Below are 25,147 nucleotides of genomic sequence, written 5' to 3'. Positions count from 1 at the left end.
TGCGTCAGGCACCGGCGCTCAGTGCTGCCGCAGCACCTCCGGGTTGGCGCAGTGGGCCAGGGGCTCGCCGCGCAGGAAGCGGCCCACCTCGCCCGCCACGATCCGGGCCGCCTTGTGGGCGACGCCCTGGCTGCCGCCCGCGATGTGCGGGGTGAGGACGACGCCGGGGGCCGTCAGCAGGGGCGAGCCGGCGGGGACCGGCTCCTCGGGGAAGACGTCGAAGCCGGCGGCGGCGAGCCTGCCGGAGGCGAGCGCGTCGCACGCGGCGTCGTAGTCGAGCAGCGCGCCGCGGGCGCAGTTGACCAGTACGGCCCCCTCGGGCAGCAGGTCGAGCTGCTTCCGGCCGATCATGCCGGTGGTCTCCTCGGTGACCCGTGCGTGCAGGGAGACGATGCGGGAGCGGGTGAGCAGCTCCTCCAGGGACACCTGCTCGGCGATCCCCGCGAGCCGCTCGGGGTCGGCGTACGGGTCGTGGACCAGCACCGTCGCGCCCAGCGCGAGCAGTACCTTGGCGACCCGGCTGCCGACGGCGCCGAAGCCGACCAGGCCGACGGTGGCGCCGTCGATCTCGATGCCGCAGTTGTCGTAGTCGAAGTAGTCCCCGCGCCAGATGCCGCGCCGCAGGTCGGTGTGGACGTCGCCGAGGCCGCGCGCCGCGGCGAGGATCAGCGCCAGAGTGTGCTCGGCGGTGGCGACGGCGTTGCGGCCGGGCGCGTAGCAGACGGCGACGCCGTGCCGGGTGGCCGCTTCGAGGTTGGCGTTGACCGGGCCGCCGCGGCTGGCGCAGAAGAGCTCCAGATCCGGGCAGTGCGCGAGGATGCGCTCGGTGAGCGGGGCCAGTTGGGTGACGCAGACGCGGGCGCCCTGCAGCGCCTCGATCATCTCGTCCTCGGTGCCGGACGCCTCCCGCACCTCGGCGACCGGACCGAACGGGGTGTGCGGCCAGGGCAGCAGCAGTTCGCGGATCTCGGCGGCGCCGCCGGTCGCGGCGTCGACCTGTTCGGTGAGCAGACGGGGCAGGACGAAGTGGTCGCCTGCGGCCAGGACAGTGGTGGGCATGTCGTTCGTATCTCCGTGGGTGCGGGTCAGTGGGTGCCGGAAGGGGACAGGGCACAGGGCGCGTTCAGCCGGAGCAGGGACGCCCGGCCGCCCTTGAGGCGCAGCTCGGTGAGGGCGCCGTTGTCCAGCGCGGGGAAGACCGTGCGGTACGTACCGAGGGGGATGCCGAGCACGCGGCAGAGCAGCAGCCGGACGAGGGTGGAGTGGGCGACGACCAGGACGCGGCCGTCGGGCAGCTCGCGGGCCAGGTCGGCGAGGCAGTCCGCGGCCCGCGCCGCGGCCTCCTCGGGATCCTCGCCGCCGGGCAGATGATGGACGACGGGGTCGCGGAGGAACGCGTCGAGCCGTTCGGGGAACACCTCGCGCATCTCCGTACGCGTGAGCCCGTCGCCGCGGCCGAAGTCGACCTCCAGGAGACGTTCGTCGATGCGCGGCGCGAGGCCGAGGGCGCGCGCGGCCGGCTCTGCGGTGAGCCGGGCGCGGGAGAGCGGGGAGCAGACCACCGCGTCGATGCCGGCCCCGGCGGCCCACGCCGCGAGCTCCGCGGCCTGCGCGTGGCCCCGTTCGGTGAGGGCGACATCGGTGCGTCCGGCGTAGCGGTTCTCCGCGTGCCAGACGGTCTCGCCGTGGCGTACCAGGAGGAAGTCGGTCACTGCTGGGCCTTTCTGACGGCGTGCTCGGCCACTTCGGGGGCCGGCCAACCGCGGTCGTTCAGCGCTGCCACGAATGCCGCGTAGGCGGGGAGGAAGCGGGCGGTGCGCTCGGGGTCGGGGTGGTGTGCGGTGCGGACGCGGACCATCGCGGCGGCGGCCTCGGTGAGCGGGGTGCCGTCGGCGGTGGCCGCGAGCACGGCCATGCCGAGGGCTCCCTCGGCCTGTTCGGGCAGGGTCACGGTCCGGCCGAGGACATCGGCGCGCAGCTGGTTCCAGTACGCGTTGCGGGTGCCGCCGCCGGTGAGGGTGAGCGGGCCGTCGACGGGGGCGCCGAGGTGGCCGAGGTAGTCGAAGCAGAGCCGTTCGAGGCAGGCGACGCCGAGCAGATGGGCGTGGAAGCGCTCCGCCTCGTCGGCCGGATCGCCCAGCACGAACGGGCGGGCGTCCGGCGCGCGGAAGGGGAAGCGCTCGCCGCCGGAGCCGGCGAGGGGGTACGCGACGGGGTCGTGCCCCCGGCCCGCCGCGGACCGTCCGACGCGGGTGGCCCGCTCGGTCAGGTCCGCCAGGTCGGCGCCGGGGAACTCGCGGGTCAGCGCCCCCGCGCCGCTGCTGGACGCGGCACCGGGCAGCCAGGTGTCGCCGGGGCCGCGGTGGCAGTAGACGAGGCCGCCGGGGTCACGGACCAGGCGCGTGCTGACGCCCTTGAGGACGAGCGTCGTGCCGAGTACGGAGTTCCACGCGCCGGGCGCGAGTGCACCGGCCCCGATCTGCGCGGCGCAGCCGTCCGTCATGCCCGCGACGATCTCCACGCCCTCGGGAATGCCGGTGGCGCGCGCCGCGTCGGCGCACACCGTACCGAGCACGGTGCCGGGGCGTACCACCTCCGGCAGCAGCGCGCCGGGCACGCCGAGCGCCGCGAGCTCCTTCTCCGGCCAGCCCTCCGCGAGCAGGTGATAGCCCGTCTTGAGGGCGTGGCTGGCGTCGCTCGCGACCTGATGGCCCGCCAGCCGCCAGGTGACCAGGTCGACCTGGTGCAGCAGCCGGGTGCCGGGCGCCGTGGCGGCCGCCGAGTGCTCCAGCAGCCACACCAGCTTCGGCAGCGCCCACGAGGGCTGCATGGTGCGGTAGCCCAGCTCCTCCCATACCGCGGGGCCGGCCTCGTTGACCCGTACGGCCTGCGCGGCGGCCCGCCCGTCGTCGTACATCAGGCCCGGGGTGAGCGGGGTGCCCTGAGCGTCGGCCAGCAGGATCGTGCCGGACGTGCCGTCGAGGGCGAGCGCCGTCACTCGTGCGGGATCGATGTCCGCGAGGGCTTCGCGGCAGGCAGCGGCCAGCGCGTGCCACCACTCCTCCGGGTCCTGCTCGTGGCGCTCGCCGGTACGGCTGCTGTGCAGCGGCCGGGAGGCGGCGGCGAGCACCCGGCCGCCGGCGTCCACGGCGACGGCGCGGGCGCTCTGGGTGCCCAGGTCGAGGCCGAGCCGTACGGGGTCGGGGTGGCGGGCCATCTCAGATCGCCTCCTTCGGGGTGCCCGGCTGCCAGCCGGCCTCGCGGGCCAGGTCGCGCCAGGAGAGGAAGGCGGCGTACCGCTCGGTGTAGAGCGCGGCGCGCTCGGGGTCGGGCTCCCAAGCGGGGCCCATATGGACGTACTTGTCGGCGGCGCGGTGCATGCTCGACTCGGCGCCGGTGAGGACGAGACCGGTGAGGAACGCGCCCTTCGCGCCCAGTTCGGTGTCGGTGGAGCGGGTGGTGGGCACGCCCGTGACGTCCGCGATCAGCCCGCACCACGCGTCGCTCCGCGCGCCGCCACCGCACAGCCGCAGCTCGCTGACCTCCGTACGGGAGGCGGTGAGCGCGTCGCGCAGGGTGAGCGAGAGCCCTTCCAGCACGCCGCGGGCGATGTCGGCCCGGGTGTGCTCCAGGCTCAGGCCCCAGAAGGTGCCGCGGGCACGCGGGTCGAGGAAGGGGGCGCGTTCGCCGGCGGGGGAGAGGTACGGGAGGAAGGCGAGCCCGTGTGCGCCGGGCACGGAACGGAACGCCTCGGCGCACAGCTCCTCGGCTCCGGACAGACCCAGCACCCCGGCGGTCCAGTTCAGTACCTCGGTACCGGAGAGCGTGGGGAAGGCCCGCAGGACGCGCTCGCGGCCCCGGTAGGCGATGTGGATGCCGCTCGGCTCGCCGGTGGTGTCGACGGCCGTGCGGACGACCTCCGCGCACAGCGTGGTGCCGAGGATCGCGCACGCCTGGCCGGGGTTGACCACGCCGATACCGCGCGCCGTGGCGGCGATGTCGTACGGGGCCATGACGACGGGCAGCCCGGCGGGGACGCCGAGTTCGGTGGCGGCAGCCCCGGTGATCTCCGCGATGCGCCGGTCGTCGCCGACGACATCGGGCAGCAGCCGCTCGGCCCCGCGCAGCCCGAAGAGGTCGATGACCTGCTGGTCGTACGCGCCGGTGGCGTGGTCCAGGAAGGGGGCCGAGGCGTCCGACTCGTCGACCACCCGCTCGCCGGTGAGCAGGAGGAAGAGCCAGCCGGCGGCGGTGAGGGCGGCGTCGGAGCGGGCGAGGCGCTGCGGGTCGTGGCGCGCGAACCAGGTGAGGATCGCGTTCGGCAGGCCCGCGAAGGTCAGCGAGCCGTTGCGCCGGAACGCCTCCGCAAGGACGCCGGAGTGGCCCCACTCGGTGACCGTGTCGGCGGCCCGCCCGTCGGACCACAGCACGGCCGGGCCGGTGGGCCGGCCGTGCTCGTCGACCAGCCAGCAGCCGTCGCCCTGTGCCGTGAAGGTGACCAGCCACACCGGCTCCGCACCCCGGTCCTGTACCGCGGCCAGCGCCTCCCGCACGGTGTGCACCACCGCGTCCCACACCGCGTCCATGTCCTGCTCGGCCCAGCCCGGGTGGGGGCGGTCGACGACGGTGGCGCGCCGGGCGACGGCGACCTCGTGACCCTGGTCGTCATAGACCACGGACTTGATCAGCGAGGTGCCGACGTCGATGGAGAGTACGGACATGCTCACGCTCCTTCGGAGGCGCCGACGGTGGCCGGGGCGGGCGGGGCAGGGACCTCTGTGCCGCGCTCGGCGGGCGTCCGCAGATACAGGGCCAGTACCCCGCTCAGCGCGTACAGCCCGGCGAAGATCCAGATGACGCCCTGCACGCCGAGCGGCCCGAGGAAGACCGCGACGAGGGCGGGGCCGACGAACGTGCTGGCCCCGGCGCCCAGGTTCAGCGCCGCCATCGCCTGGCCCTTGTGCGCGGGGGCGAGCGAGGGCATCAGCGCGGAGAGCGGCACGTACCCGGCGAGCGTGGCGCCGAACAGGCCCGCCACCAGCAGGCACAGCGCGTACTGCCCGCCGAGCAGCGTCGGCACGTAGTACAGCAGCAGCGAGGTGACCGTACATCCGGCGCCGCCGCACCACGCGACCGTGCGCCGCCAGCCGATCCGGTCGCCGAGCACACCGAAGACCAGGTTGAAGACGATGTTCACCGCGAACATCACGGACAGCAGGCGCAGCCACTGCGACAGGCTCAGCCCGACGGTCTGCGTGAAGAACGCCGGCAGGCACACCAGGAAGCCGAACTCCGGCACCGTATTGATCATGCGGACCACGGCGCCCGCGCCGATCCGCGGATTGCGCCCGAGCAGCGCCAGACTGCCGAAGAGCGTGGCCAGCGGGCGCTCACCGGCCGGGGCCAGCCGCCGGAAGCCGGTCCGCTCGCGGACGAGCAGCAGCGCGATCAGCCCGCCGAGGACGACCAGGCCGAGCGAGAACCACAGCGTGGCGTAGGCGCCGATCTGCGGAATGAGGAAGCTCGCGGTGAGCGAGCCCAGCGTCGGCAGCCCGCCGGTGAAGGCGAACCAGAACCACCCGACGGCCGTGCCGAGCCGCTTCTCCGGCGCCGTCGCCGCGATCCACACCAGGAAGCCGAACGCGAAGAGCGGATAGCCGATGCCGCGCAGGCCGTAGCTGAGGAGCAGCAGCGGATAGTTCATCGAGGGCACCGCGATCGCCAGCATGAGCACCTGGAAGCCGACCCAGGCACCGAACCCCGCCATCATCACCCGGCGCGGACCCCACAGGTCCGACAGCGCGCCGGAGAGCCACGCGGCGACGGACGCGGTGACGCCGTAGACGGTGAACAGCATCGCCACCCGCTGCGCCGACAGGCCCTCCTGCACCAGATACGGCGAGAGATACCCGGACTCGACACCGTCACCGATCATGAACACGAGGACACCGACGAATCCCCAGGCGAGCCCGCGGGGAATGCCGAGCCGGTCGGTCCACGCCGGCCGTTCTGCGCGCGGCGGCCCGGTCGGCCCGGGAGGAGTACTGGCCACGAGGCACCTCTTCCAGTGAAACGGGCGGCCGCGCCCCTGACCGGCGCGGCCGGGCCCCTTGTGGAACAGATGCAACGCGGGCCGCGCCGAGCCGGTCAACGCCCGCCGGACCACCTCTCGCGGGCCGGCCGGGCCGCCGCGTGAAAACCGGCGGCGGCGGACCCCCGTACCCCGGGCTTAACATGGCGGCAACGCGGCGTGAGCTCGGCATTTCCGCGCTGACCTGGGGCGCCGAGGCGGCCCCGCCGTGTGAGATCCGCGTGAAGTTAACGAGAGGTTCCCGCAGTGACCGAGGACGACGGCGGCACATCAGACGGTGGCGCGCCGGGCGGCAGCGCGAGACGGGAGGACATCCAGAACGCACGGCGGCAGCGCATCCGCGAGCAGGTCGCCGCCGAGGGCTTCGTCCGTACCGCCGCGCTCGCCGAGGAGTACGCGGTCAGCATCATGACCATCCACCGCGACCTGGACGTCCTCCAGGCCCAGGGCTGGCTGCGGAAGGTGCGGGGCGGCGCCTCCTCGCTGCCGTCGCTGCTCTTCCACGGCGACCTCAGCGAGCGCATGGCCGCCATGAACACAACGAAGCGCCGGCTCGCCCGCGCCGCGCTCCGGCTGCTCACCCCCGGCCAGACCGTCATGATCGACGAGTCCACCACCTGCCTCGCGCTGGCCCAGCACCTCACCGAACGCGGGCCGCTCACCGTCATCAGCAACTTCCTGCCGGTCATCAAGCTGCTGGCGGGGGAGCCCGGCATCAGCCTGCTCGCCCTCGGGGGCTCGTACTACCCGGCGTACGACGCGTTCCTCGGACCGCACACCGCCGAGTCCGTCCGCTCCTTCCGCGCGGACATCCTGTTCATGTCCACCACGGCCGTCACCGGCGACACCTGCTACCACCAGTCGCAGGAGACGGTGCAGGTCAAACGGGCGCTGATGGACCGGGCCGCGCGCCGGGTGCTGCTGGTGGACCACACCAAGTTCGCCCGCAGGGGCGTGTACGCGCTCGCCCCGCTCACCGACTTCGACACCGTCCTCGTCGACGACGCACTGCCCGTCGCCGAGCTGCGCCGCCTCCGGGACCTGGGGGTGTCCGTGACCACGGTCGGCGGCGCCTGAGAGCGGTGCCTAAGAGCGGCGCCTAAGACACACGCTTTAACACGCGGGGCGGCGACGGCGGCGCACTTCCCGCAATCGCGTCCGGCGCGCGGGCGCCGCCCGCCACCATGACCGGCGTGGACACCGTACGCGTCGGCCTCCGCGTCGAAGGGACCGTGCAGGGCGTCGGGTTCCGGCCCTTCGTGCACGCGACGGCCGCCCGGCTCGCGCTGAGCGGGCTGGTCGCCAACGACCCCGCCGGAGTACTCATCGAGGTCGAGGGCCCGGCGGACGCCGTGGCACGCTTCCGCGAGTTACTGGAGAGCCAGGCGCCGCCGCTGGCCGTCATCGAGCGGATCACCGCGCGGCCGCTGCCGCCCGCCGGCCACGCGGACCCCCGCTTCGTCATCGCGGCCAGCCGCCGCCCGGTCGGCGCGGCGGACCACGCGCCACGTACCCCGATCGCCCCGGACATCGCCACCTGCGCCGACTGCCTGCGCGAACTCCGCGACCCGGCCGACCGGCGGCACCGCTACCCCTTCATCAACTGCACCAACTGTGGCCCGCGGTACACCATCACCCGCGACCTGCCCTACGACCGGGCCCGCACGACGATGGCCGGCTTCCCCATGTGTGCCGCGTGCGCCGCCGAGTACGAGGACCCCACTGACCGGCGCTTCCACGCCCAGCCGCTGTGCTGCCCCGCCTGCGGCCCGACGCTCCGGCTGGTCGACGCGGCCGGTACGGCGGTGCCGGGCGAGCCGGTCGCGGCGGCGGCCGGGCTGCTGCGCGCCGGGCGGATCCTTGCGATCAAGGGGCTGGGCGGCTACCACCTCGCCGTGGACGCCGGATGCGAGCCGGCCGCCGCCGCGCTGCGGGCCCGTAAGCACCGCGCGGACAAGCCGTTCGCGGTGCTCGTACCCGACCTGGCGACGGCCGAGCGGCTGTGTGAACTGGACGATAGGGCACGGGAGTTGCTCACTGGACCGCACCGCCCCATCGTCCTGGCCGCCCGTCGGCAGGGCTCTGCAGTTGCACCTCTGGCGGCATCCGTCGCCCCCGGCTGCCGCGAACTCGGCCTGCTGCTGCCCTACACCCCCCTGCACCACCTCCTCGCCACGGAACTCAACCGCCCCGCCGTCCTCACCAGCGGCAACCTCGCGGACGAACCACTCGCCTTCCGCGACGACGACGCCCTCGCGCGGCTCGGCACCCTCGCCGACGCCTTCCTCACCCACGACCGGCCCATCCACCGGCGCGCCGACGACTCCGTGATCCGGGTCCACTCGGGCCGTACCGTCCCGGTGCGGCGGGCGCGCGGCTACGCCCCGGCACCGCTGCCACTGCCCGTGTCCGCCGCCCGCCCCGTACTGGCCTGCGGCGCGGAGCTGAAGAGCACCTTCTGCCTGGCCCGCGGACGGCACGCGATCCTCTCCCCGCACCTCGGCGACCTGGAGAACTACGAGACGCTGGCCGCGTACACCGACGGGATCGCCGACTTCGCGCGGCTGTACGCCCTCGAACCCGCGCTGATCGCACACGACCTGCACCCCGAATACCTCTCGACCAAGTACGCGCACGACCGCGCCGACGTCACGGACGCCCGTCTCATCGGCGTCCAGCACCATCACGCGCACCTCGCCGCCTGCCTGACGGAGCATCAGGCGCGTGGACCGGTCATCGGAGTGGCCTTCGACGGGCTGGGGTGGGGCACCGACGGCACGCTGTGGGGTGGCGAGTTCCTCCTCGCCGACCTCTGCGGCTTCCGACGCGCCGGACACCTCGTACCGGTACCGCTCCCCGGTGGCGCGGCGGCGGTCAGGGAGCCATGGCGGATGGCCGCCGCGTACTTGGACGCGAACGGCAGCGACCACCTCGTCGTCCGCCGGCGGAACGGTGAACGCTGGGACGATGTACGGGCGTTGGCCGCCGCGGGTGTCAACTCCCCGCTCACCTCGAGCGCCGGCCGGCTCTTCGACGCCGTCGCCGCGGTTCTCTCCCTACGTGACACCGTGCGCTACGAAGGGCAGGCGGCGATCGAGCTGGAGCGGTGCGCCGACCCGGCCGTCCGCGACGGCTATCCCGTACGCGTCGACTGCCCTGTACGCGTCGACGGTCCTGTACGGGGCGACGGCGCCTGCCGGGTGCACGGCGCGGACCTGGTGCGCGCGGTGGCCGACGACGTCCGCGCGGGCACGCCGCCCGGGGCCGTCGCGGCCCGGTTCCACAACGGCGTCGCGGGCCTGATCGCGGACGTCTGCGAGCGGCTGCGCGAGACCACCGCGCTCACCACCGTCGCGCTCTCCGGCGGCGTCTTCCAGAACGGCCTCCTGCTGGACCGGACCGTCCCGGCCCTGGAACGCGCCGGCTTCCGCGTCCTCACCCACCGCCGCGTGCCGTGCAACGACGGCGGCATCAGCCTCGGCCAGGCGGCCGTCGCGGCGGCCCGGGACGACGCCGGGCTACTGGAATGAGCGGGCAGCGCTCAGCAGATCCGGGGCAGTGGGTCGCCGATGAGTACGTCGAGGATGCGGGTGCCGCCGAACTCCGTCTTCACCAGGACCAGCGAGGCCGGCTCGGCCACCACCCGACCGACGACCGACGCGCGCTCGCCCGACGGCTGAGACCGCAGCGCCGCCAGCGCCGACTCGGCGCACGCCCCGTCCACCACCACGACCATCCGCCCCTCACAGGCGATGTAGAGCGGGTCAATCCCCAACAGCTCCGCCGCGCCCCGCACTTCGTCCCGGACCGGCACCGCGGACTCGCCGAGCACCACCGCCACGTCCGAGGCCCGCGCGATCTCGTTGAGTACGGTCGCCACGCCGCCCCGAGTGGCGTCGCGCAGGCACCGTACGCCGTCCCCGCACGCCGCCAGCAGCGCCGCCACCGGCGCGGCGAGCGGGGCGGTGTCCGAGGTGAGGTCGCTCTCGATGCCCAGCTCGCCGCGGGCCAGCATGACCGTCGTGCCGTGGTCGCCGACCGGCCCGGACACCAGCACCGCGTCACCGGGCCGCGCCCTTCCGGCACCCAGTGTGAAGTGGTGTTCCACCACCCCCACCCCCGCGGTGTTCACATACACCCCGTCGGCCTTGCCGCGCTCCACGACCTTGGTGTCGCCGGTGACGATCCGCACGCCCGCCGCCTCGGCCGCCCGCGCCATCGACCCGGCGACGCGGGTCAGGTCGGCGACCGGGAAGCCCTCCTCCAGGATGAAGCCGGCCGAGAGGTACAGCGGCCGGGCCCCGCACATCGCCAGGTCGTTGACCGTCCCGTTCACCGCGAGATCGCCGATGTCACCGCCGGGGAAGAAGAGCGGCGAGACCACATAGGAGTCCGTGGTGAAGGCCAGCCGCGCGCCGCCCGCCGGGCACACCGCCTGGTCCTCCAGCGGCGCCAGCAGCGGATTGTCGAACGCCTCCAGGAACACCGCTTCGATGAGCGTGTGCGTCGCCTTGCCGCCGGCGCCGTGCGCGAGTGTGATGCGCTCGTCCCTGACCCGGGCCTTGCGCCGGCGCGCCCGGTCGATCCGCCGGAGTACTTGTTCCTCGCGCTCGGTGGTCATGTCCGGGTCGCCTCCCGTACCGCGGTCCGGGTGAACCGGCCGAAGTTGTAGTACGCGGCACAGGCCCCCTCCGAGGAGACCATGCAGGTGCCGATCGGCGTTTCGGGCGTGCAGGCGGTGCCGAAGACCTTGCACTGCCAGGGCTTGAGCACGCCCTTGAGCACCTCGCCGCACTGGCAGGACGTGGGGTCGGCGACCCGCACCCCCGGCACGTCGAAGACCCGCTCCGCGTCATGCGCCGCGTATGCCTCCCGGATGCGCAGCGCCGAGTACGGGATGGTGCCGAGCCCGCGCCACTCGAAGGACGGCCGCAGCTCCATGACGTCGCTCAGGGCCCGCAGCGCCTTGGGGTTGCCGTCCCAGGGGACGACCCGGGCGTACTGGTTCTCCACCGTGCACCGCCCCTCCGCGAGCTGACGGAGCAGCAGATGGATCGACTGGAGAATGTCCAGCGGCTCGAACCCGGCGACGACCAGGGGCTTGCCGTACTCCGCCGCGATGAAGCGGTACGGGTGGCAGCCGATGACTGTGGAGACGTGGCCCGGGCCGAGGAAGCCGTCCAGCCGCAGGTCGGGGGAGTCCAGGATGGCTTTCACCGCGGGGATGATCGTGACGTGGTTGCAGAACACCGAGAAGTTGTCCAGCTTCTCGGCCGCCGCGCGCTGCACCGTCACCGCGGTCGACGGCGCGGTCGTCTCGAAGCCGATGGCCATGAAGACCACCCGCTTGTCCCGGTTCTGCCGGGCGATGCGCAGCGCGTCGAGCGGCGAGTACACCATGCGGATGTCGGCGCCCTCGGCCTTGGCGTCCAGGAACGACCGGCTGCCACCGGGCACCCGCATCATGTCGCCGAACGACGTCATGATCGTGTCCGGCTGCCGGGCGAGGTGCAGCGCGTCGTCCACCCGGCCCATCGGGATCACACAGACCGGACAGCCGGGGCCGTGCACCAGCGTGACGTTCTCGGGCAGATGGTCCTCGATGCCGTGCTTGTAGATGGTGTGCGTATGACCGCCGCACACCTCCATGAAGGTGTACGAGCGGCCCGGCGCGCAGAGCCCGGCGATCCGGGCGGCGAGCGCCCGGGCTTTGTCCGCGCCGCGGTACTCGTCGACGTAACGCATCAGCCGGCCCCCGGTCCCTCGGTCGTCGATTCCCGTAGTGCGTCCATCTCGTCCTCGTACGCCTGGCCGATGCCTTCGAGGAATTCCATGGCGGCCCGCGCCTCGGCCTCGTCGATCCGGGACAGCGCGAACCCGACGTGGATGAGGATCCAGTCGCCGGGCGCCACCCCTTCCCCCTCCAGCAGCGCGATGTTGACGGCCCGTCGGACACCGCCGACGCTCACCCGCGCCAGATCGGGCTGGTCCGCGACCAGCTCCACGACCTCACCGGGAATCCCCAGGCACACGGTCACCACCTCCGGCTCCCGTGTCGCCCGCCACCCGGATGGAGAGCAGGGTGAATTCGTCCCCGGGCACGGTGATCAGCTCGACGGCCGCGCCGTCGGCGACCGTGCCCGCCGCGACCAGCGCGAAGGACTGCGCCAGCGCGGGACCGACCACGGCGTGCTGCTCACCGATCCGTACGGTCACGCCCGTGACCCGGCGCCCCTGCGCCCGGCCCTCCACCGCCTCCAGGATTCCTTCGCACAGTCCGATCTCATGCATGGCGCCCGTCCTCCGTTCCTTCTCCGTACCTGTGGCGGCGGGGTTGCCGCCCAGGCGTTCCGCCAGCAGCTCGGGCACCAGGCGCACGGCCTCGTCGACCGCGTCCAGCACCGGCGGGCTCAGTCCCATCCCCTCGCCCACCACGGCCGGTTCGCAGCCGATCACGGTCACCCACGGGAGCCGCACGCCGAACCGCCGGAGCAGCGCCAGCACGGTCGCGGGCGCCATGTCGTGCGCGTCCAGCGCGGGCGTGGCCGCGTCGTCCTCCGGATCCACCGGCTCCAGGATGTACACCGTCCCCGGCGGCCCGCCGCGCTGTACCGCGTCGATGAGGACCAGCCCGTCGTAGCCGTTCATCAGCTCGTGCGCGAGGTGCACCCCGCGGATGCCGTAATCGCAGGCCCGCGCGCCGCCGGGCAGTTCGGCCCCGGCCAGCCGCCCGGCCACCGCGACGCCGAACCCGTCGTCGCCGAGAAAGACATTCCCCACACCCGCGACCATCACGTGCACAGCAGTTCCACCTCGTCCGGCGCGAAGTAGTGGTACCGGCCGACCGCTGCCCGCAGGTCGGCACCCGGGTCGTCGTCGAGCGTCACGGCCAGCTGCGTACTGCCGTCCACGTCCCGGAGGACGACCGCCACCCGCGCGGTGCGCCCCGCCAGGAACATGTCCTGCGCGTCGGCCCGTCGGCCGCCGGGGCGCAGCCGTACGCGCGAGCCGGGCTCGGCCCAGCCACCGGTCACCGGTACCCGGTCAGCTGCTTCCGCTGGTGGGCTGGGCCGTACCACCCCGTGCAGCCGCTCCAGCACGTCCGGCGTGACGCGCTCGGCATGGTCGACGATCGCCGCCGCGCGCGGGTCGGTCGCGCGGGCCTCGCGCTTCTCGTCCTCGGTGAGTGTCATCGTGCGCAGTGTCAGCAACTCGTCGATCTCCGTGCCGTCGTGGAAGTCGGCGGGGCTCTCCGGCGCGATCCGCGGCCGGTCGCCCAGGATGACCGGGGCGCAGAGCAGCGTGGTGTCGTCGATGAGGGACGGCCAGGTGTACGCGTTCTCGCACCGGGAGACGGCTCCGGAGGCCCACTCGGGCGGATCGACCGGCGACAGGAACCGGCCGCCGGTGACGGCGAGCAGCGTGTGCGTGCCGATCAGCGCGCCGCACAGCATCTCCGTACGGTCCGGGGAGCCGCCCGCCGTGCGGTTCTCGGTCCGCACCCGCACCCGCAGCAGGCCGTACGGTCCGGGCTCCGGCTCCGCCGTGATCCGCAGCTCCCCGGACAGCGGCCACCGGCGCCGCCCGTCGTCCTCTCCGCCGGGCACCTGGAAGGGATGCGTGACCCGCGCACCGGGCACGAGGTCCACGCTGACCTGTACCTCCTGCACCACCCCCTCGTCCCACGGCAGTTCGCCGGGCGCGCGGGCGTACCGCCGTCGCACCTGGAGGAACCGCAGCCGTACGGTGAGGGACGCCGCGGCGCCCGGCCGCACTTCGACCAGGGAATCGCTTTCCGTGTACGAGGTCTCCGACGGGTCCGAGCCCTGTGGGGCCAGCACGCCGAACTGCCAGCGCAGGCGGTTCTTGGGCGCGGACGCACGGTACGGGTAGAGGACGTACCCCTCGAAGAGCACGGCGTCGGCCACCGCGCGGGCCCGCGCGAACCCGGCGGGCTCCGGCCCGGCAGCGCCGCCGCTCAGCACGGTCCCTCCCCGGCCCGGCCGAGCAGCGCCCCGACCGTCTCTTCCCATGTCGTGAGCTGCCGGTCGTGCTTGAAGGTCAGCAGCGCGTCCAGGGTCTCCCTGCGCAGCCGCAGCCACCCGCACCCCGGAAAGTACAGATCCATCAGCTCGCGCCACACGGCCGCCGGCAGCGCCGCCGTGCACTCCCGCTCCCACGGCACCATCCCGATCCCGCCCGACGTGAAGACCGTGCCGCTGAACAGCAGCAACAGCGGCACCTCGCCGTCCTCCAGCGCATGGAAGTACTGTCCGCACGTCACCTCCAGGTCGTACGAGACGGGCACCGGTACGTCGATCTCCGTGGCCCCGGTGAACGCCGGCACCATCGCGGTCACCGTGGCCAGTTGGAGCGGCTGCTGCGTCGTGGCCCAGCGGTGCCGGTCGCCGAACAGGCCGGTCAGGCGGCGCGCCTCCCGGTCGCTGTACGACCGCAGGGCCGGCTGGATGCGGAGCTGGCAGCGGAGCGCGACGGCCCGTACGTCCCCGCCGCCGCGCTCCGTGATCCGCAGCCGGAGGACCAGGGACGGGGCGGCGGCGTACGGCTCCGGGCGGACCCCGAGGCAGTCGAAGGCGAGGTCAGCCATGGGAGGCCCCTCGGGTCGCCGGTCCGTCCGAACGGGCGCGCAGCCCGGCGAAGAAGGCGTCCAGCTCGCGGTGGACGTCCGCGCCGCCGTCGAAACCCCGCCAGCGCAGCCGCACCCGCCCGACCAGGTCGTAACAGGTGTCGATGGGGACGAGATGGCATTCGACCCCGTCGCCGGTACGGCGCAGCAGCAGCGCTTCCACGTCGTCGGTCAGGTCGGCGATGTCCGGGTGGGCGGCCATGAGCTGCCGCCAGGCCCCGTCCGGCAGCAGGGACTCGGTGGCGCCGCCGGGGCTCGGGTAGAAGACGACATGGCGGCCCAGCCGGGAGTTGCGGAAGCAGAAGACCATGCCGACCGGCAGTCGCAGCGCCTCCCAGTCGGCCGCGGTGAGCGCGGTGCCGCTGAGGTGCAGACGGCGGTCGGGCACGCCGCGGTAACGGCCGTCGGCCGCGCCGGGGCGGGTCAGCACCGTACGGCAGGCACGGCAGGCGCACAGCAGACCGCGGCCGTCGAGGTCCACGACGTGCCCGTGGCCGCTTTCCAGGGCGGCGGCGCACAGCTCGCAGCGGGGGCCGGCACGCTGCCGGTGCGCGGCGGGCGCGGGCTCGCGGAACCGGCGCAGTCCGGCGGCCGTCACGGGTGCGCTCCGGGGACAGCCGCGTCGGCCGGTGGCCGCGAGCCGATCTGCAACAGGGGCCGCTGCGGCGGGAGTTGCTCCAGCCGTACGCCGGTCACCTCGGGCGCGACGTCCCGGACGGCGCGCTCTACGGCCTGCTCGACGGTCCCGGATGCGCAGTCCCCGCATCCGCCGCGCAGCCGGACCGTGGCACGTCCGGAAGCGTCGATGCCGGCCAGTTCGATGCTGTCGGTGTGCGTGCCGAGGAAGGGCCGCAGCTGCTCCAGTGCGTCGGCCACCCGCTCCGCCGTGCCGCGCGGATGCAGATCGTGCAGGATCAGCAGGCTGCCCACGAGGTCGTCGGCGGCGAGCTTCGTCACCGTCCCGGCGGGCAGCAGCCCGACGACGCGGGCGAGCCCCTCGCCGTACAGCCGCATCAGCAACCGCACCAGTTCCTCGGCCTGTTCGCCCACCCGCGGTGCGGTGGAGAGCTGGGCGATGAGCTCTTCCACGCGGGCTTCGGCCTGTCGTAGCTCGTCCATGACGCGGCTTCCTCGTCAGCTTCCGTGGTCGTAGGCGGTGGGGGAGAGGGACTTCTTCAGCACCCGGCCGTTGCCGAGGAACATGTGCACTCCGCAGGGCATGCACGGGTCGAAGCTGCGCACCGCGCGCATGATGTCGATGCCCTTGAACTTCTCCGGAGGGTTCTCCTCGAAGATCGGGGTGTGCTGCACGGCGTCCTCGAAGGGGCCCGGCGTGCCGTGCACGTCGCGGACGCTGCTGTTCCACGGCGTCGGCGGGTACGGGTGGTAGTTGGCGATCTTTCCGTCCCTGATCACCATGTGGTGCGAGAGCGCGCCGCGCACCGCCTCGCTGAATCCGCAGCTGACGGCCTCTTCGGGCACGGTGAACGGCGACCAGGTGTCGGTGTGTCCCGCCCGGACCTCGGCGAGCGCCCGGTCCGCGAAGTGCAGCGCCGCGGCGGCCGCGTACGCCTGGAAGTAGGTGCGGGCACGGTTGCGTTCGATCGCGTTGCTGAGTGGCTCGCCGTTGTGGCGGGGGATGTGCCACTCGAAGGTGGTCTCCGGTTTGGTGGCGGTACGCGGCAGATGGATCAGCACGCTGTGCCCGGTGGCCTTGAGGTGCCCGGTGTCCACCAGCCCGGACAGCGCCGTGGACCACAGCCGGGCCAGCGGCCCGCCGCCGGTGTCCAGCGCGAGGTGGTCCTTCCCGTCGAACCACCGCGGGGACATCACCCAGCTGTACTTGTCGTCGAAATCGCGCTTCTGGGGGCGGGGGATGGTGTGCTGGTTCCACGGGTGCCGCCGGTCGACGGGGTTGCCCGCCGGGTCCTCGGTCACGAAGGGTTCGCGGTCTGCCCAGTCGTCGTAGAACGAACTGCCCAGCAGGATGCGGATGCCGAGGTTGATGTCGACCAGGTCGTTGGTGACCAGCTCGCCGTCGACCACCACGCCCGGCGTGATGAACGCCTTGCGTCCCCAGTCGGCCATCGTGCGGTAGTCGAAGTCGCAGTGCGCGGGATCCTGGAGGCCGCCCCAGCAGCCGAGCAGCACCCGCCGCCGGCCGACCTCCTCGTACCCGGGCAGCGCCTGGTAGATGAAGTCGAAGAGGTCGTCGTGGAGGGGTACGACCTTCTTCATGAACTCCACGTATCGCATGAGCCGGGTCAGGTAGTCGGTGAAGAGCTGGACCGTGGCGACCGTGCCGACACCGCCCGGGTAGAGCGTGGAGGGGTGTACGTGCCGCCCCTCCATCAGACAGAACATCTCTCGCGTCGAGCGGCTGACCTGCAGCGCTTCGCGGTAGAAGGCGCCCTCCAGCGGGTTCAGCGACCGCATGATCCCGCCGATGGTGCGGTAGCCGTGCAGATCCGCGTGGGGTGCCTCGGTCCGCTCGGCCAGCTCCCAGACGCCCGGATTGGTGGCGCGGACCATGCGCTCGCAGTAGTCCACCCCGACCAGGTTCTCCTGGAAGAGGTTGTGGTCGAACATGTACTCAGCGGCCTCGCCGAGGTTCAGGATCCACTCGCCGAGCGCCGGCGGCCGGGCCCCGTACGCCATGTTCTGTGCGTACACCGAGCACGTGGCGTGGTTGTCGCCGCAGATACCGCAGATCCGGCTGGTGATGAAGTGCGCGTCCCGGGGATCCTTGCCCTGGAGGAAGATGCTGTAGCCGCGGAAGATCGAGGACGTGCTGTAGCACTCGGAGACCCGGCCCCGGCCGAAGTCGATCTTCGTGTGGATGCCCAGGCTGCCCACGATGCGGGTGATGGGATCCCACGCCATCTCGACCAGTTCATCGGCCATGCCGCGGCCCCTCTCGACGCCCAGTGGTCCAGGACGGTTCGTATCCGGTGGTCAGTTGATCGCCCTTGCGGCGCCACGGTGGCTCCTGCTCGACGTTGTGCAGGGTGATCCCGCGCAGCGTGCGGACCAGGCTTGCGTACAGGCCACCGGCCGGGCGGTTCACCTGCACCCCGGCCGGCTCGTCCATGAAGGGCATGAACTTGTCGGGGAAGCCCGGCATCGTGCAGGCGATGCAGATGCCGCCGACGTTCGGGCAGCCGCCGATGCCGTTGATCCAGCCGCGCTTGGGCACATTGCACTTCACCACCGGGCCCCAGCAGCCGATCTTGACCAGGCAGCGGTCGGAGTCGAACCCGGCGGCGAAATCGGCCTGTTCGTAATAGCCGGCCCGGTGGCAGCTCTCGTGCACGGTCTGGCCGAAGAGCCAGCGCGGACGCAGATTCTCGTCCAGCGGGATCATCGGAGCCTGGCCGGTGATCTGATACAGCAGATAGACGAAGGTCTCGGAGAGGTTGTCGGGCTGGGTCGGGCAGCCGGGCACGCACACGATCGGCACCCCGTCCTTCGACACCCACTCCCGGCCCAGATAGTCCGGCACGCCCATGGCGCCGGTCGGATTGCCCGCCATCGCGTGGATGCCGCCGTACGCGGCGCAGGTGCCCGCCGCGACCACCGCCGTGGCGCGCGGCGTGAGCCGGTCCAGCCACTCGGTCGTGGTGATCGGCTGCCCGGTCTCGGGGTCGTTGCCGAACCCGCTCCAGTACCCCTCCTCCTTGATCGCCTCGTTCGGTACCGACCCCTCGACCACCAGGAGGAACGGGTCCAGCTCGCCCCGCGCCGCCCGGTGGAACCACTCGAGGAAGTCGTCGGCCCCGCCCTCCGGGCCGCACTCGAAGTCGAGCATCGGCCAGTGCATCGCCAGCCGCGGCAGGCCCGGCAGCGCGCCCATGACGATCTCCTCGACGCTCGGCTGCGTCGCGGCGGTCAGCGCGACCGACTCGCCGTCGCAGCCCAGCCCGGCGCTGAGCCACAGCAGGTGGACCAGGGGCTCCCCGGCACGTGCGGCGGCGGTCACCGGCCACCCCCGCGCCCGGCCCGCAGCGCCTGCTGGATCAGCTCCCACAGCACGTGGTACACGGTCGTCTGCGCCTCCTGGATCCGGTGGACCGAGTCGGAGGGAATGATGAACAGGTTGTCCAATGAGGGGAGTTGGGTCAGCCGGCCGCCGTGGTGGCCCGCCAGTGCCACGGTGAGCAGGCCGCGCCGGGCCGCCTCCTCCAGTGCCTGTACGACATTGGCGGAGCCGCCGCTGGTCGACAGTCCGACGGCGATGTCGCCCGGCCGCCCGAACGCCGCGAGCTGGCGCGCGAACACCACGTCGAACCCCACGTCGTTGGAGAGCGCCGTGACCACGGCTGCGTCACTGGTCAGGGACAGCGCGGGGAGCGCCGCGGCGCCCCCGGGCGGATGCAGGAACGTGGTGGCCAGGCTTTGCGCGTCCGTACTGGAACCACCGTTGCCGAAGGCGAACAGCCGGCCCCCGGCCGCGAACCGCTCCGCCATCGCGGTGGCACACGCGGCGATCCGGCCGGCGTCCGCCGCGGCGATGTCCCGCCGGAGCGCGGCGATCCCGGCGGTCTTCTCCCGCGCCGACCGGACCACCTCCTCGGTCGGCACGCCCTCGTCCCGGTCCGCGGCCCGCCCTTCGTAGAGAAAGGGGTACAACTCCCTTACCTCGCCCGGCACTTCACTCATCCATTGCTCCGGTCGTCACCATGGCGATGGCCTCGCCGCCGTGTACCAGTACGGTGCAACCGGCCGCCGCGTCGACGAGCGCCACGCTGATCTCCTGCGGCGGGCCGCCCTCGTCCGTCTCCGGCACGGCCAACGCCAGCCCGTCCGGCAGCAGTTGGCGTACTCGCATCGGCAGGGCCCGGTCCGCGCACGTGTCGCACGTACCGTCCTCCACCGGCGCGTCGAGGAAGACATGCGTCATCTCCCACAGCAGGTGGTAGACGGTCACCTGCACTTCCTTGACGATCAGCGGGTCGGCGCTGCCGACGGCCAGCGTGTGATCCGCCGGGGGCGTGTCCGCCGGGTCGCCGCCGCTGAGGACGACGGTGAGCAGGCCCCGCTCCCGCGCCGCCGCCAGCCCCCGGCGCACGTTCGCGCAACGGCCGTCCGGTGTGAGCGCCAGCGCGATGTCCCCGGCGTCCGCGAACGCCCGTAACGGGTGGGCGAAGACCTCGGCGAAGCCCTCGCACGCGCCGATACCGCTGAGCGTCGCCGAGTCGTTGCCGAGCGCCAGCGCCGGCAGCGCCCGTTTGCCCACCACGACCGGGTGCATGAACTCCACCGCGATATGGCTCGCGTCGGCCGCGGATTCGCCGTTGCCGAACACGATCAGCTTGCCGCCGCGGGCGAACCGCTCGGCCATCTCCCGGCAGGCGGCGGCCACTTGGGGGGCCGCCCGGGTCAGGCCGTGTGCGGCGGGCGCGCGGCGCGCGAAGGCCCGCCGCACGGCCGCACCGTCGAGTACCGGTACGTCGGTCCCGTTGGCGGACATCTCACTCAACTCCCACATGGAGGACGATCACGCAGGTGTCGTCCTCCGGATCGGTGTACAGGACGGACAGCAGCGTTTCGAGGTGCTGCTCGGGGGTGCCGTCCGAGCCCTGCCGGGCGGCGGTCAGCAGCAGGTCCTCGCGGTCCCCTGCACGGTCGGCGCGGCGCTCGACGAGCCCGTCGGTGTACAGGACCACCCGGTCGCCAGTGCGCAGGACGGTGGTCGTCAGGCCGTAACCGGGGTCCAGGCTGGCGCCCAGCGTGGTCCCGTCGTCGTTCTCCAGCTCCGCCGCCTCGCCGCCCCGGACCAGGACGGGCGGCGGATGTCCGGCACGGGCCCAGGTGAGCGTGCGGCCGTCCGGATCGAAGTGGCCGACGATCGCGGTGGCCGTCATCGAGTCCTCGTGGCCGTGGAAGGCCAGCAGGTTCAGGCAGTCCAGGATCTCGGCCGCGTCGGCGCCGGTGTGCGCGATGCCGAGCAGCGCGTTGCGCAGCTGCGCCATCTGCGCCGCCGCGCGCAGGCCGTGCCCGCTCACGTCCCCGATGGCGATCAGTACCCGGCCGTCCGGGAGCGGGGCCGCCTCGAACCAGTCCCCGCCCACCCGCGCGCAGTTCTCGGCGGGCTGGTACCGGACGGCCACCCGCAGCCCGGGCAGCGTGGGATGCACCGTGGGCAACAGGGCGAGTTGCAACTCCTCGGCCATGCGCAGCTGCTGGTCCTCCGCCTCGCGCCGGGACGCCGCCAGCTCGGCCGCCATCCGGCGCACGGCGGAGACGTCCTGGACGACGCCCTGCACCGCGACGAGCCGGCCCCGGCTGTCCCGTACCAGTTCGGCGTTGACGCTCACGTGCCGCGGCGGCTCGGGCCCGCGCGTACGCACCTCGAACCGCACCGGCCCGCCGTCCTCGGACAGCGTCCGCACGGCCGCCACGACGGCCGGGAGATCGTCCTCGGCGACGTACTCCGACAGCGTGTCCAGGGGCAGCGGACCGTGCGCCGGGTTCAGCCCCAGCACGTCGTACATCCTGCGGGACCATGTGACATCGCCGGTGACGAGATTCCACTCCGCCCAGCCCAGGTGGACCAGCCGCTCCGCGTCGTCGATCTGCGCCCGCATCCGGGCCTGCTCGTCATGGAAACACCAGCTCACCAGCAGGCCGCCGCCCACCCGCTGCGCGCGCACGCTCAGCACGGCTGGCCGCAGCGCCCCCTGGAACGGCTCCTCGTACGCAAAGGGCCCGCGGTGCAGTGGGACGCCGGTCTCCAGCACCCGCACATAGGCGTCGAAGATGCCGGAGAGCACCATTCCGGGGAAGGCGTCGAGCAGCCGGCTGCCGGTGACCTGCTCGGGCGTCCGCCCCAGCAGCGCGGTGGCGCGCTCGTTGCAGCGGTCGATGGTGAACTCCACGACCCGGCCGAGCGGGCCGCGTACGGGGAAGAGCAGCGCGGCCGGCGCGGGAATGGCGTCGATGACCGCGCCCAGCCATGCGGCGCGTACGTCGTCGTCCGGCAGCCCGAGTGCCGCCAGCCCGCGCAGCCGCTGCCCGGCGGCCGCGGTCAGCGCCTCCAGCCGTCCCCGGGCGGCCGCCGGCACCGGCTCGGGCCGTGGCCAGATGACGCTGACCACGCACACCACGGTGTTCTCCCCTGTCGGCCCGCAGCGGGCCCGGACCGGGGCCGGCGCGTCCGGCGCGGCGCTCCGGGCGGACACCCAGGTGAGCGTGTGCTCCCCGGTCTCGTCGTCGAGCCACAGGAGCTGGTCCGCCACGGCCATCCGGGCGAGCGGGAGCACGCAGCGCAGCGGGACCTGCGACCAGTCGGTGACCGTCGCGGCCGACGCGCCGGCGACCCCGCTCATCCGGAGCACGCCGTCCATGTCCAGCACCGCCAGCAGCACCGCCGTGGCGCCCAGTGGCCGGGCGTGGTCGTAGAGCCGGCGTGCCAGCTCGGCCGGGCTGCGCGCGGCGGCCGGCCCGGCCGCGTCCGGGGCCGGTACGCCGCCGAGGCGGACCGTTCCCTCTTTCCCGTGGGCGTCCTCGCTGCCCGGCCGGCCCGGCTGCGGGCCCGGCCCCGGAGCGTCGCCGGAGGGGCCGAGGAGACCGTGGGCGTAGGCATGCGCCTGCCCTTTGTCGCACCCCAGGCGCTTGGCCAGGAGTTCCTCGACCCGCGCGAACCGCACCGCATACCCACCCCGTCCGGGCACCGGGAACACCCCTATGGGCACGCCCCACGACACCCCGTCGTCCCTGCACACCTGCGTCCCCACAGCTCGGAAGCCGTGTGTCGGAACGGCCGGTCGGGGGGCACATCTCACAACGGGTTATCTATCAACGGTCCGGTGGTCACCGTGCGAAGTGATCGAGGATGTCCGCTGCTTACGCACCGCTGTGCCCCCGGCAGCGGGATCCGAACAGCGGCTGACAGCAATCGAGCGGAGTGGGGGCGGTCGTTGACGTCCGTCCCGCAGAATGAGGGCCGGGATAAGAGGTGTCATGGCGTCGCGGTGCAGCCCGGCGCCGGTCTGAGAGGAGAGCGCGTATGCCGCCTTCGGAGCAGCTCGGCGACGGAATGCCGGTGCCCGTGCCGGACACCCGGCTGGCCGCCGAGGCCACCGAACTGGTGCGGGAGCTGACGGACGACCTGATCTACCACCACTCCCGGCGGGTGTACTTCTGGGGCAGCCTCCAGGGCCGGAACCGCAAGCTGGCCTTCGACCCCGAACTGCTCTACATCGGGGCGATGTTCCACGACCTCGGCCTGAACGCGGAGTTCCGCCGCAGCGGCCGGCGGTTCGAGGTGGACAGCGCGGAGGAGGCCAGGCGGTTCCTCACGGCGCGCGGCGTGCCGCAGGACAGCGTGCGACGGGTGTGGACGGCCATCGCGCTGCACACCACGCCCGGCATCCCCGAGTTCATGGAGCCCGAGGTCGCGCTGGTGACGGCCGGCGTCGAGTACGACGTACTGGGCATCGGCTACCACGACATCGACGCGGAGACCCGGGACGCCGTCACCCGGCAGCACCCGCGCCCCGACTTCAAGCGCCGGATCCTGGCCGCCTTCACCGAGGGCATCGCGCCCAAGCCGGAGACCACCTTCGGCAATGTCAAGGCGGACGTCCTGGAGCACTTCGTACCGGGCTTCGAGCGCGGGGACTTCGTCACGACGATCCAGGAGTCCGCCTGGCCGGAGTGAGGCCCGCCGCAGGCTCCAAGAGCCGGGCTCCGAGGCAGCGGTACTAGCCCGGGAAGCCCGGCAGCCGGCCCGGCTCGGTGAAGGAGTACGGGGCCCAGGGGCCGGTCAGCTCGATGCGCAGCTCGGGGGAGCGGGCGGCCAGTCCGCCGACCGTCTCGGCGAAGGTGCCGGCCGCCTCCCGCGGCACGAGATAGGCGCTGTCGAGGAGGTTCCGGCCGTGCGGATACGGGGCCCGGGCGATGGGGGAGGTCCAATAGGCGGAGGTGGCGCAGGCAGCGGCGACGCCGGCCGGGCAGGCGTCCTGCGGGGTGTGCACGCAGGAGCACTCGGCGATGTCCGCCAGCGCGTGGTGGGCCGCGCGGGCCAGCCCGTCCGTGGGCTCGCCGGCTTCGTCCGCCACGGGTTCGTCGCCGGTGGGCGCGGCGTCGGCCTCCTCGCCCCGGGCGTATGCCTTCACGCCCCACTCCAGCCGCCCGTCCAGCCGCGCGAGCAGCCGTCGGTACAGGTCGGCGCGGGCGGCGAGCGTGCGGCGCACCTCCTGTGCGTCGCGGTGGACCGTGCCGAGCCGCGTCGGGAGCACGCAGACAGCGGCGGCGGCCTCGTCGACGACTCTGCGATGGGCGTCGGCGGTGGCCTGCAGGGACGCGTCGTCGGCGGCCGGCTCCCCGGGCGGGCCGCAGACGCCGGACGGCTCGCAGGCGCTGCCCGGGGCGGAGACCAGCGCGGCCAGCCGCCCCTCCGGCACCGCGACGACGGGGGCGTCGCCGACGCCGGTGAGTCCCGGGCGTGGCCGGAAACCTCTGCGGACGATGCCATAGACATACAGCGGACCCTGCGGGGACTCGTCTGGGGGGCCTGCTATCGGACGCGTGGTCACCGCCACTGCGCTCTCCTTCTCCGGCCTGAGTTTGTGCGCTCTCGCGTTCGATTTCCTGGCTGTACGGGTACCGGGGCCCCGGCCCGGCAAACCCGGCCAATGGCGCGAAGGCGCGGTCCGGCCGCGAACGGACTAGCCTGCAAAGAGGAGCCTTCCGCCCAAAAGGGGGTAGCCGGACAACAGGGACCAGGGGGACGGGGAGAGCGGCGGGAGCCGCGCGAGCCGAGGGAGGCGGCAGGCATGCAGCACATCGGCGGACGTTGGCGGTGGCGGCGGGGCCCGCTGCGCCGCCGCTGGGACGTGGTGGACGCCTGGCTGGGCCTGCTGACGGCCCTGGCGCTGCTCCTGGGCGTACCGGTCGTCGGCTTCTCCGTCGGCCTCGCCACCTATGGCTCACAGCGCGTTGAACGTGCCGAACAGCTCGCGGAGCGCCGGGCGTTGACCGGCCGCCTGCTGGAGTCCGTACCTTCCGACCCGTCCGCCACCGGCTTCGCCGCCGAGATGGGCCAGGTGCCCGCCCAGGCCCGCTGGACCGCGCCCGACGGCCGGCGGCACACCACGACGGTGCGGGTCGACCCCGGTACGCGCAAGGGCGCCGCGGTCACGGTCTGGACCGACGCCGAAGGGCGGCCCACGGCGGCGCCCATGACCACCGCACAGGCGGCCGACGACGGCGTCGCCGCCGGTCTCGGTACCGGTATGGCCCTCGGCCTGTTCCTGCTGCTCGTCCGCTGGACCGGCCGCCGCTACCTGGACCACGTACGCCTCGCGGGCTGGGAACGCGAATGGGCCCAGATAGGGCCGCGGTGGGGGCGGCACCACATCTGAGCGGCCGCCCGGCCCTGGCGCGTGCCGCCATTCTCTGACTAA

General features: G+C 73.3%; 23 protein-coding genes. 4 read left to right on the top strand and 19 right to left on the bottom strand.

All coding sequences use genetic code 11. The annotated features are described in order from the left end of the window. Positions 1 to 18 precede the first annotated feature (18 nt). From IF04_RS0127120 to IF04_RS0127100, 5 genes are read right to left on the bottom strand one after another with little or no spacing between them, the layout of a single operon-like run. Positions 19 to 1,059 carry a 2-hydroxyacid dehydrogenase gene (locus IF04_RS0127120; protein WP_030263372.1) on the bottom strand — a complete coding sequence of 347 codons (1,041 nt, stop codon included), beginning with the start codon at positions 1,057 to 1,059 and terminating at the stop codon, positions 19 to 21. A 26-nt stretch (positions 1,060 to 1,085) separates the two neighbouring features. Then, positions 1,086 to 1,712 carry a histidine phosphatase family protein gene (locus IF04_RS0127115; protein ID WP_030263370.1) on the bottom strand — a complete coding sequence of 209 codons (627 nt, stop codon included), beginning with the start codon at positions 1,710 to 1,712 and terminating at the stop codon, positions 1,086 to 1,088. Beyond that, a complete protein-coding gene (locus IF04_RS0127110) occupies positions 1,709 to 3,217 on the bottom strand; it encodes an FGGY-family carbohydrate kinase (RefSeq protein WP_030263367.1) in 1,509 nt (502 codons plus the stop codon). The genes IF04_RS0127115 and IF04_RS0127110 overlap by 4 nt, the downstream gene beginning before the upstream one ends. Position 3,218: 1 nt before the next feature. Continuing rightward, complete coding sequence (locus IF04_RS0127105) at positions 3,219 to 4,721, bottom strand: FGGY-family carbohydrate kinase (protein WP_030263364.1); 1,503 nt, start codon at positions 4,719 to 4,721, stop codon at positions 3,219 to 3,221. A gap of 2 nt (positions 4,722 to 4,723) precedes the next feature. After that, entirely contained in the window at positions 4,724 to 6,052 is a 1,329-nt protein-coding gene (locus tag IF04_RS0127100; protein WP_051831602.1) for an MFS transporter, read from the bottom strand. A gap of 285 nt (positions 6,053 to 6,337) precedes the next feature. On the opposite strand from IF04_RS0127100, the gene IF04_RS0127095 reads away from it, so the two are divergent. Continuing rightward, positions 6,338 to 7,168 carry a DeoR/GlpR family DNA-binding transcription regulator gene (locus tag IF04_RS0127095; protein WP_342668222.1) on the top strand — a complete coding sequence of 277 codons (831 nt, stop codon included), beginning with the start codon at positions 6,338 to 6,340 and terminating at the stop codon, positions 7,166 to 7,168. Positions 7,169 to 7,275: 107 nt separating this feature from the next. Beyond that, positions 7,276 to 9,621, top strand: coding sequence for a carbamoyltransferase HypF (hypF, locus tag IF04_RS0127090; protein WP_030263354.1), 2,346 nt, complete (start codon positions 7,276 to 7,278; stop codon positions 9,619 to 9,621). An 11-nt stretch (positions 9,622 to 9,632) separates the two neighbouring features. On the opposite strand, the gene hypE is transcribed toward hypF, so the two are convergent. The 13 genes from hypE to IF04_RS0127025 are packed head-to-tail and all read right to left on the bottom strand — an operon-like array spanning position 9,633 to position 22,387. Continuing rightward, positions 9,633 to 10,712, bottom strand: coding sequence for a hydrogenase expression/formation protein HypE (gene hypE / locus IF04_RS0127085; RefSeq protein ID WP_030263352.1), 1,080 nt, complete (start codon positions 10,710 to 10,712; stop codon positions 9,633 to 9,635). Beyond that, the gene (gene hypD / locus IF04_RS0127080) at positions 10,709 to 11,836 is read right to left on the bottom strand and encodes a hydrogenase formation protein HypD (RefSeq protein ID WP_030263349.1); all 1,128 of its coding nucleotides are present in this window, start codon (positions 11,834 to 11,836) and stop codon (positions 10,709 to 10,711) included. Before hypD ends, hypE begins: the two co-directional genes overlap by 4 nt. Next, the gene (locus tag IF04_RS0127075; RefSeq protein WP_245654521.1) at positions 11,836 to 12,132 is read right to left on the bottom strand and encodes a HypC/HybG/HupF family hydrogenase formation chaperone; all 297 of its coding nucleotides are present in this window, start codon (positions 12,130 to 12,132) and stop codon (positions 11,836 to 11,838) included. The genes hypD and IF04_RS0127075 overlap by 1 nt, the downstream gene beginning before the upstream one ends. Then, positions 12,101 to 12,871, bottom strand: coding sequence for a hydrogenase maturation protease (locus tag IF04_RS38880; RefSeq protein ID WP_245654520.1), 771 nt, complete (start codon positions 12,869 to 12,871; stop codon positions 12,101 to 12,103). The genes IF04_RS0127075 and IF04_RS38880 overlap by 32 nt, the downstream gene beginning before the upstream one ends. Positions 12,872 to 12,882: 11 nt before the next feature. Next, positions 12,883 to 14,076, bottom strand: coding sequence for a hypothetical protein (locus IF04_RS0127065; protein ID WP_106975681.1), 1,194 nt, complete (start codon positions 14,074 to 14,076; stop codon positions 12,883 to 12,885). Then, positions 14,070 to 14,699, bottom strand: coding sequence for a DUF6084 family protein (locus IF04_RS0127060; RefSeq protein WP_030263341.1), 630 nt, complete (start codon positions 14,697 to 14,699; stop codon positions 14,070 to 14,072). The genes IF04_RS0127065 and IF04_RS0127060 overlap by 7 nt, the downstream gene beginning before the upstream one ends. After that, positions 14,692 to 15,336: a DUF5947 family protein gene (locus IF04_RS0127055; RefSeq protein WP_030263340.1), complete on the bottom strand. Its 645-nt coding sequence runs from the start codon at positions 15,334 to 15,336 to the stop codon at positions 14,692 to 14,694. Before IF04_RS0127055 ends, IF04_RS0127060 begins: the two co-directional genes overlap by 8 nt. Further along, positions 15,333 to 15,857 carry a NifU family protein gene (locus IF04_RS0127050; protein ID WP_051831601.1) on the bottom strand — a complete coding sequence of 175 codons (525 nt, stop codon included), beginning with the start codon at positions 15,855 to 15,857 and terminating at the stop codon, positions 15,333 to 15,335. The genes IF04_RS0127055 and IF04_RS0127050 overlap by 4 nt, the downstream gene beginning before the upstream one ends. A 15-nt stretch (positions 15,858 to 15,872) precedes the next feature. Further along, the gene (locus IF04_RS0127045; protein ID WP_030263334.1) at positions 15,873 to 17,642 is read right to left on the bottom strand and encodes a nickel-dependent hydrogenase large subunit; all 1,770 of its coding nucleotides are present in this window, start codon (positions 17,640 to 17,642) and stop codon (positions 15,873 to 15,875) included. Beyond that, entirely contained in the window at positions 17,632 to 18,717 is a 1,086-nt protein-coding gene (locus tag IF04_RS0127040) for an NADH-quinone oxidoreductase subunit B family protein (protein ID WP_051831600.1), read from the bottom strand. Before IF04_RS0127040 ends, IF04_RS0127045 begins: the two co-directional genes overlap by 11 nt. Continuing rightward, positions 18,714 to 19,397, bottom strand: coding sequence for a D-sedoheptulose-7-phosphate isomerase (locus IF04_RS0127035; RefSeq protein WP_030263328.1), 684 nt, complete (start codon positions 19,395 to 19,397; stop codon positions 18,714 to 18,716). The genes IF04_RS0127040 and IF04_RS0127035 overlap by 4 nt, the downstream gene beginning before the upstream one ends. After that, the gene (locus IF04_RS0127030; RefSeq protein ID WP_063829527.1) at positions 19,390 to 20,208 is read right to left on the bottom strand and encodes an SIS domain-containing protein; all 819 of its coding nucleotides are present in this window, start codon (positions 20,206 to 20,208) and stop codon (positions 19,390 to 19,392) included. Before IF04_RS0127030 ends, IF04_RS0127035 begins: the two co-directional genes overlap by 8 nt. 1 nt (position 20,209) lies before the next feature. Next, the gene (locus tag IF04_RS0127025; protein WP_030263322.1) at positions 20,210 to 22,387 is read right to left on the bottom strand and encodes a PP2C family protein-serine/threonine phosphatase; all 2,178 of its coding nucleotides are present in this window, start codon (positions 22,385 to 22,387) and stop codon (positions 20,210 to 20,212) included. Between the two features lie 359 nt (positions 22,388 to 22,746). On the opposite strand from IF04_RS0127025, the gene IF04_RS0127020 reads away from it, so the two are divergent. Beyond that, positions 22,747 to 23,400, top strand: coding sequence for an HD domain-containing protein (locus IF04_RS0127020; RefSeq protein WP_211259862.1), 654 nt, complete (start codon positions 22,747 to 22,749; stop codon positions 23,398 to 23,400). A gap of 43 nt (positions 23,401 to 23,443) precedes the next feature. On the opposite strand, the gene IF04_RS0127015 is transcribed toward IF04_RS0127020, so the two are convergent. Continuing rightward, positions 23,444 to 24,283, bottom strand: coding sequence for a GvpL/GvpF family gas vesicle protein (locus IF04_RS0127015; protein WP_051831599.1), 840 nt, complete (start codon positions 24,281 to 24,283; stop codon positions 23,444 to 23,446). A gap of 234 nt (positions 24,284 to 24,517) precedes the next feature. Here IF04_RS0127015 and IF04_RS0127010 point away from each other — a divergent pair, with 234 nt between their 5' ends. After that, positions 24,518 to 25,105, top strand: a complete 588-nt coding sequence (locus IF04_RS0127010; protein WP_030263312.1) for an Rv1733c family protein — start codon at positions 24,518 to 24,520, stop codon at positions 25,103 to 25,105. The last annotated feature ends 42 nt before the right edge of the window (positions 25,106 to 25,147 follow it).

The sequence above is a fragment of the Streptomyces violens genome, from assembly GCF_000717745.1.
GTDB lineage: Bacteria > Actinomycetota > Actinomycetes > Streptomycetales > Streptomycetaceae > Streptomyces > Streptomyces violens.
Note: the sequence above shows the minus strand (reverse complement) of the source record. Positions and strands in the feature narration are given on the sequence as shown.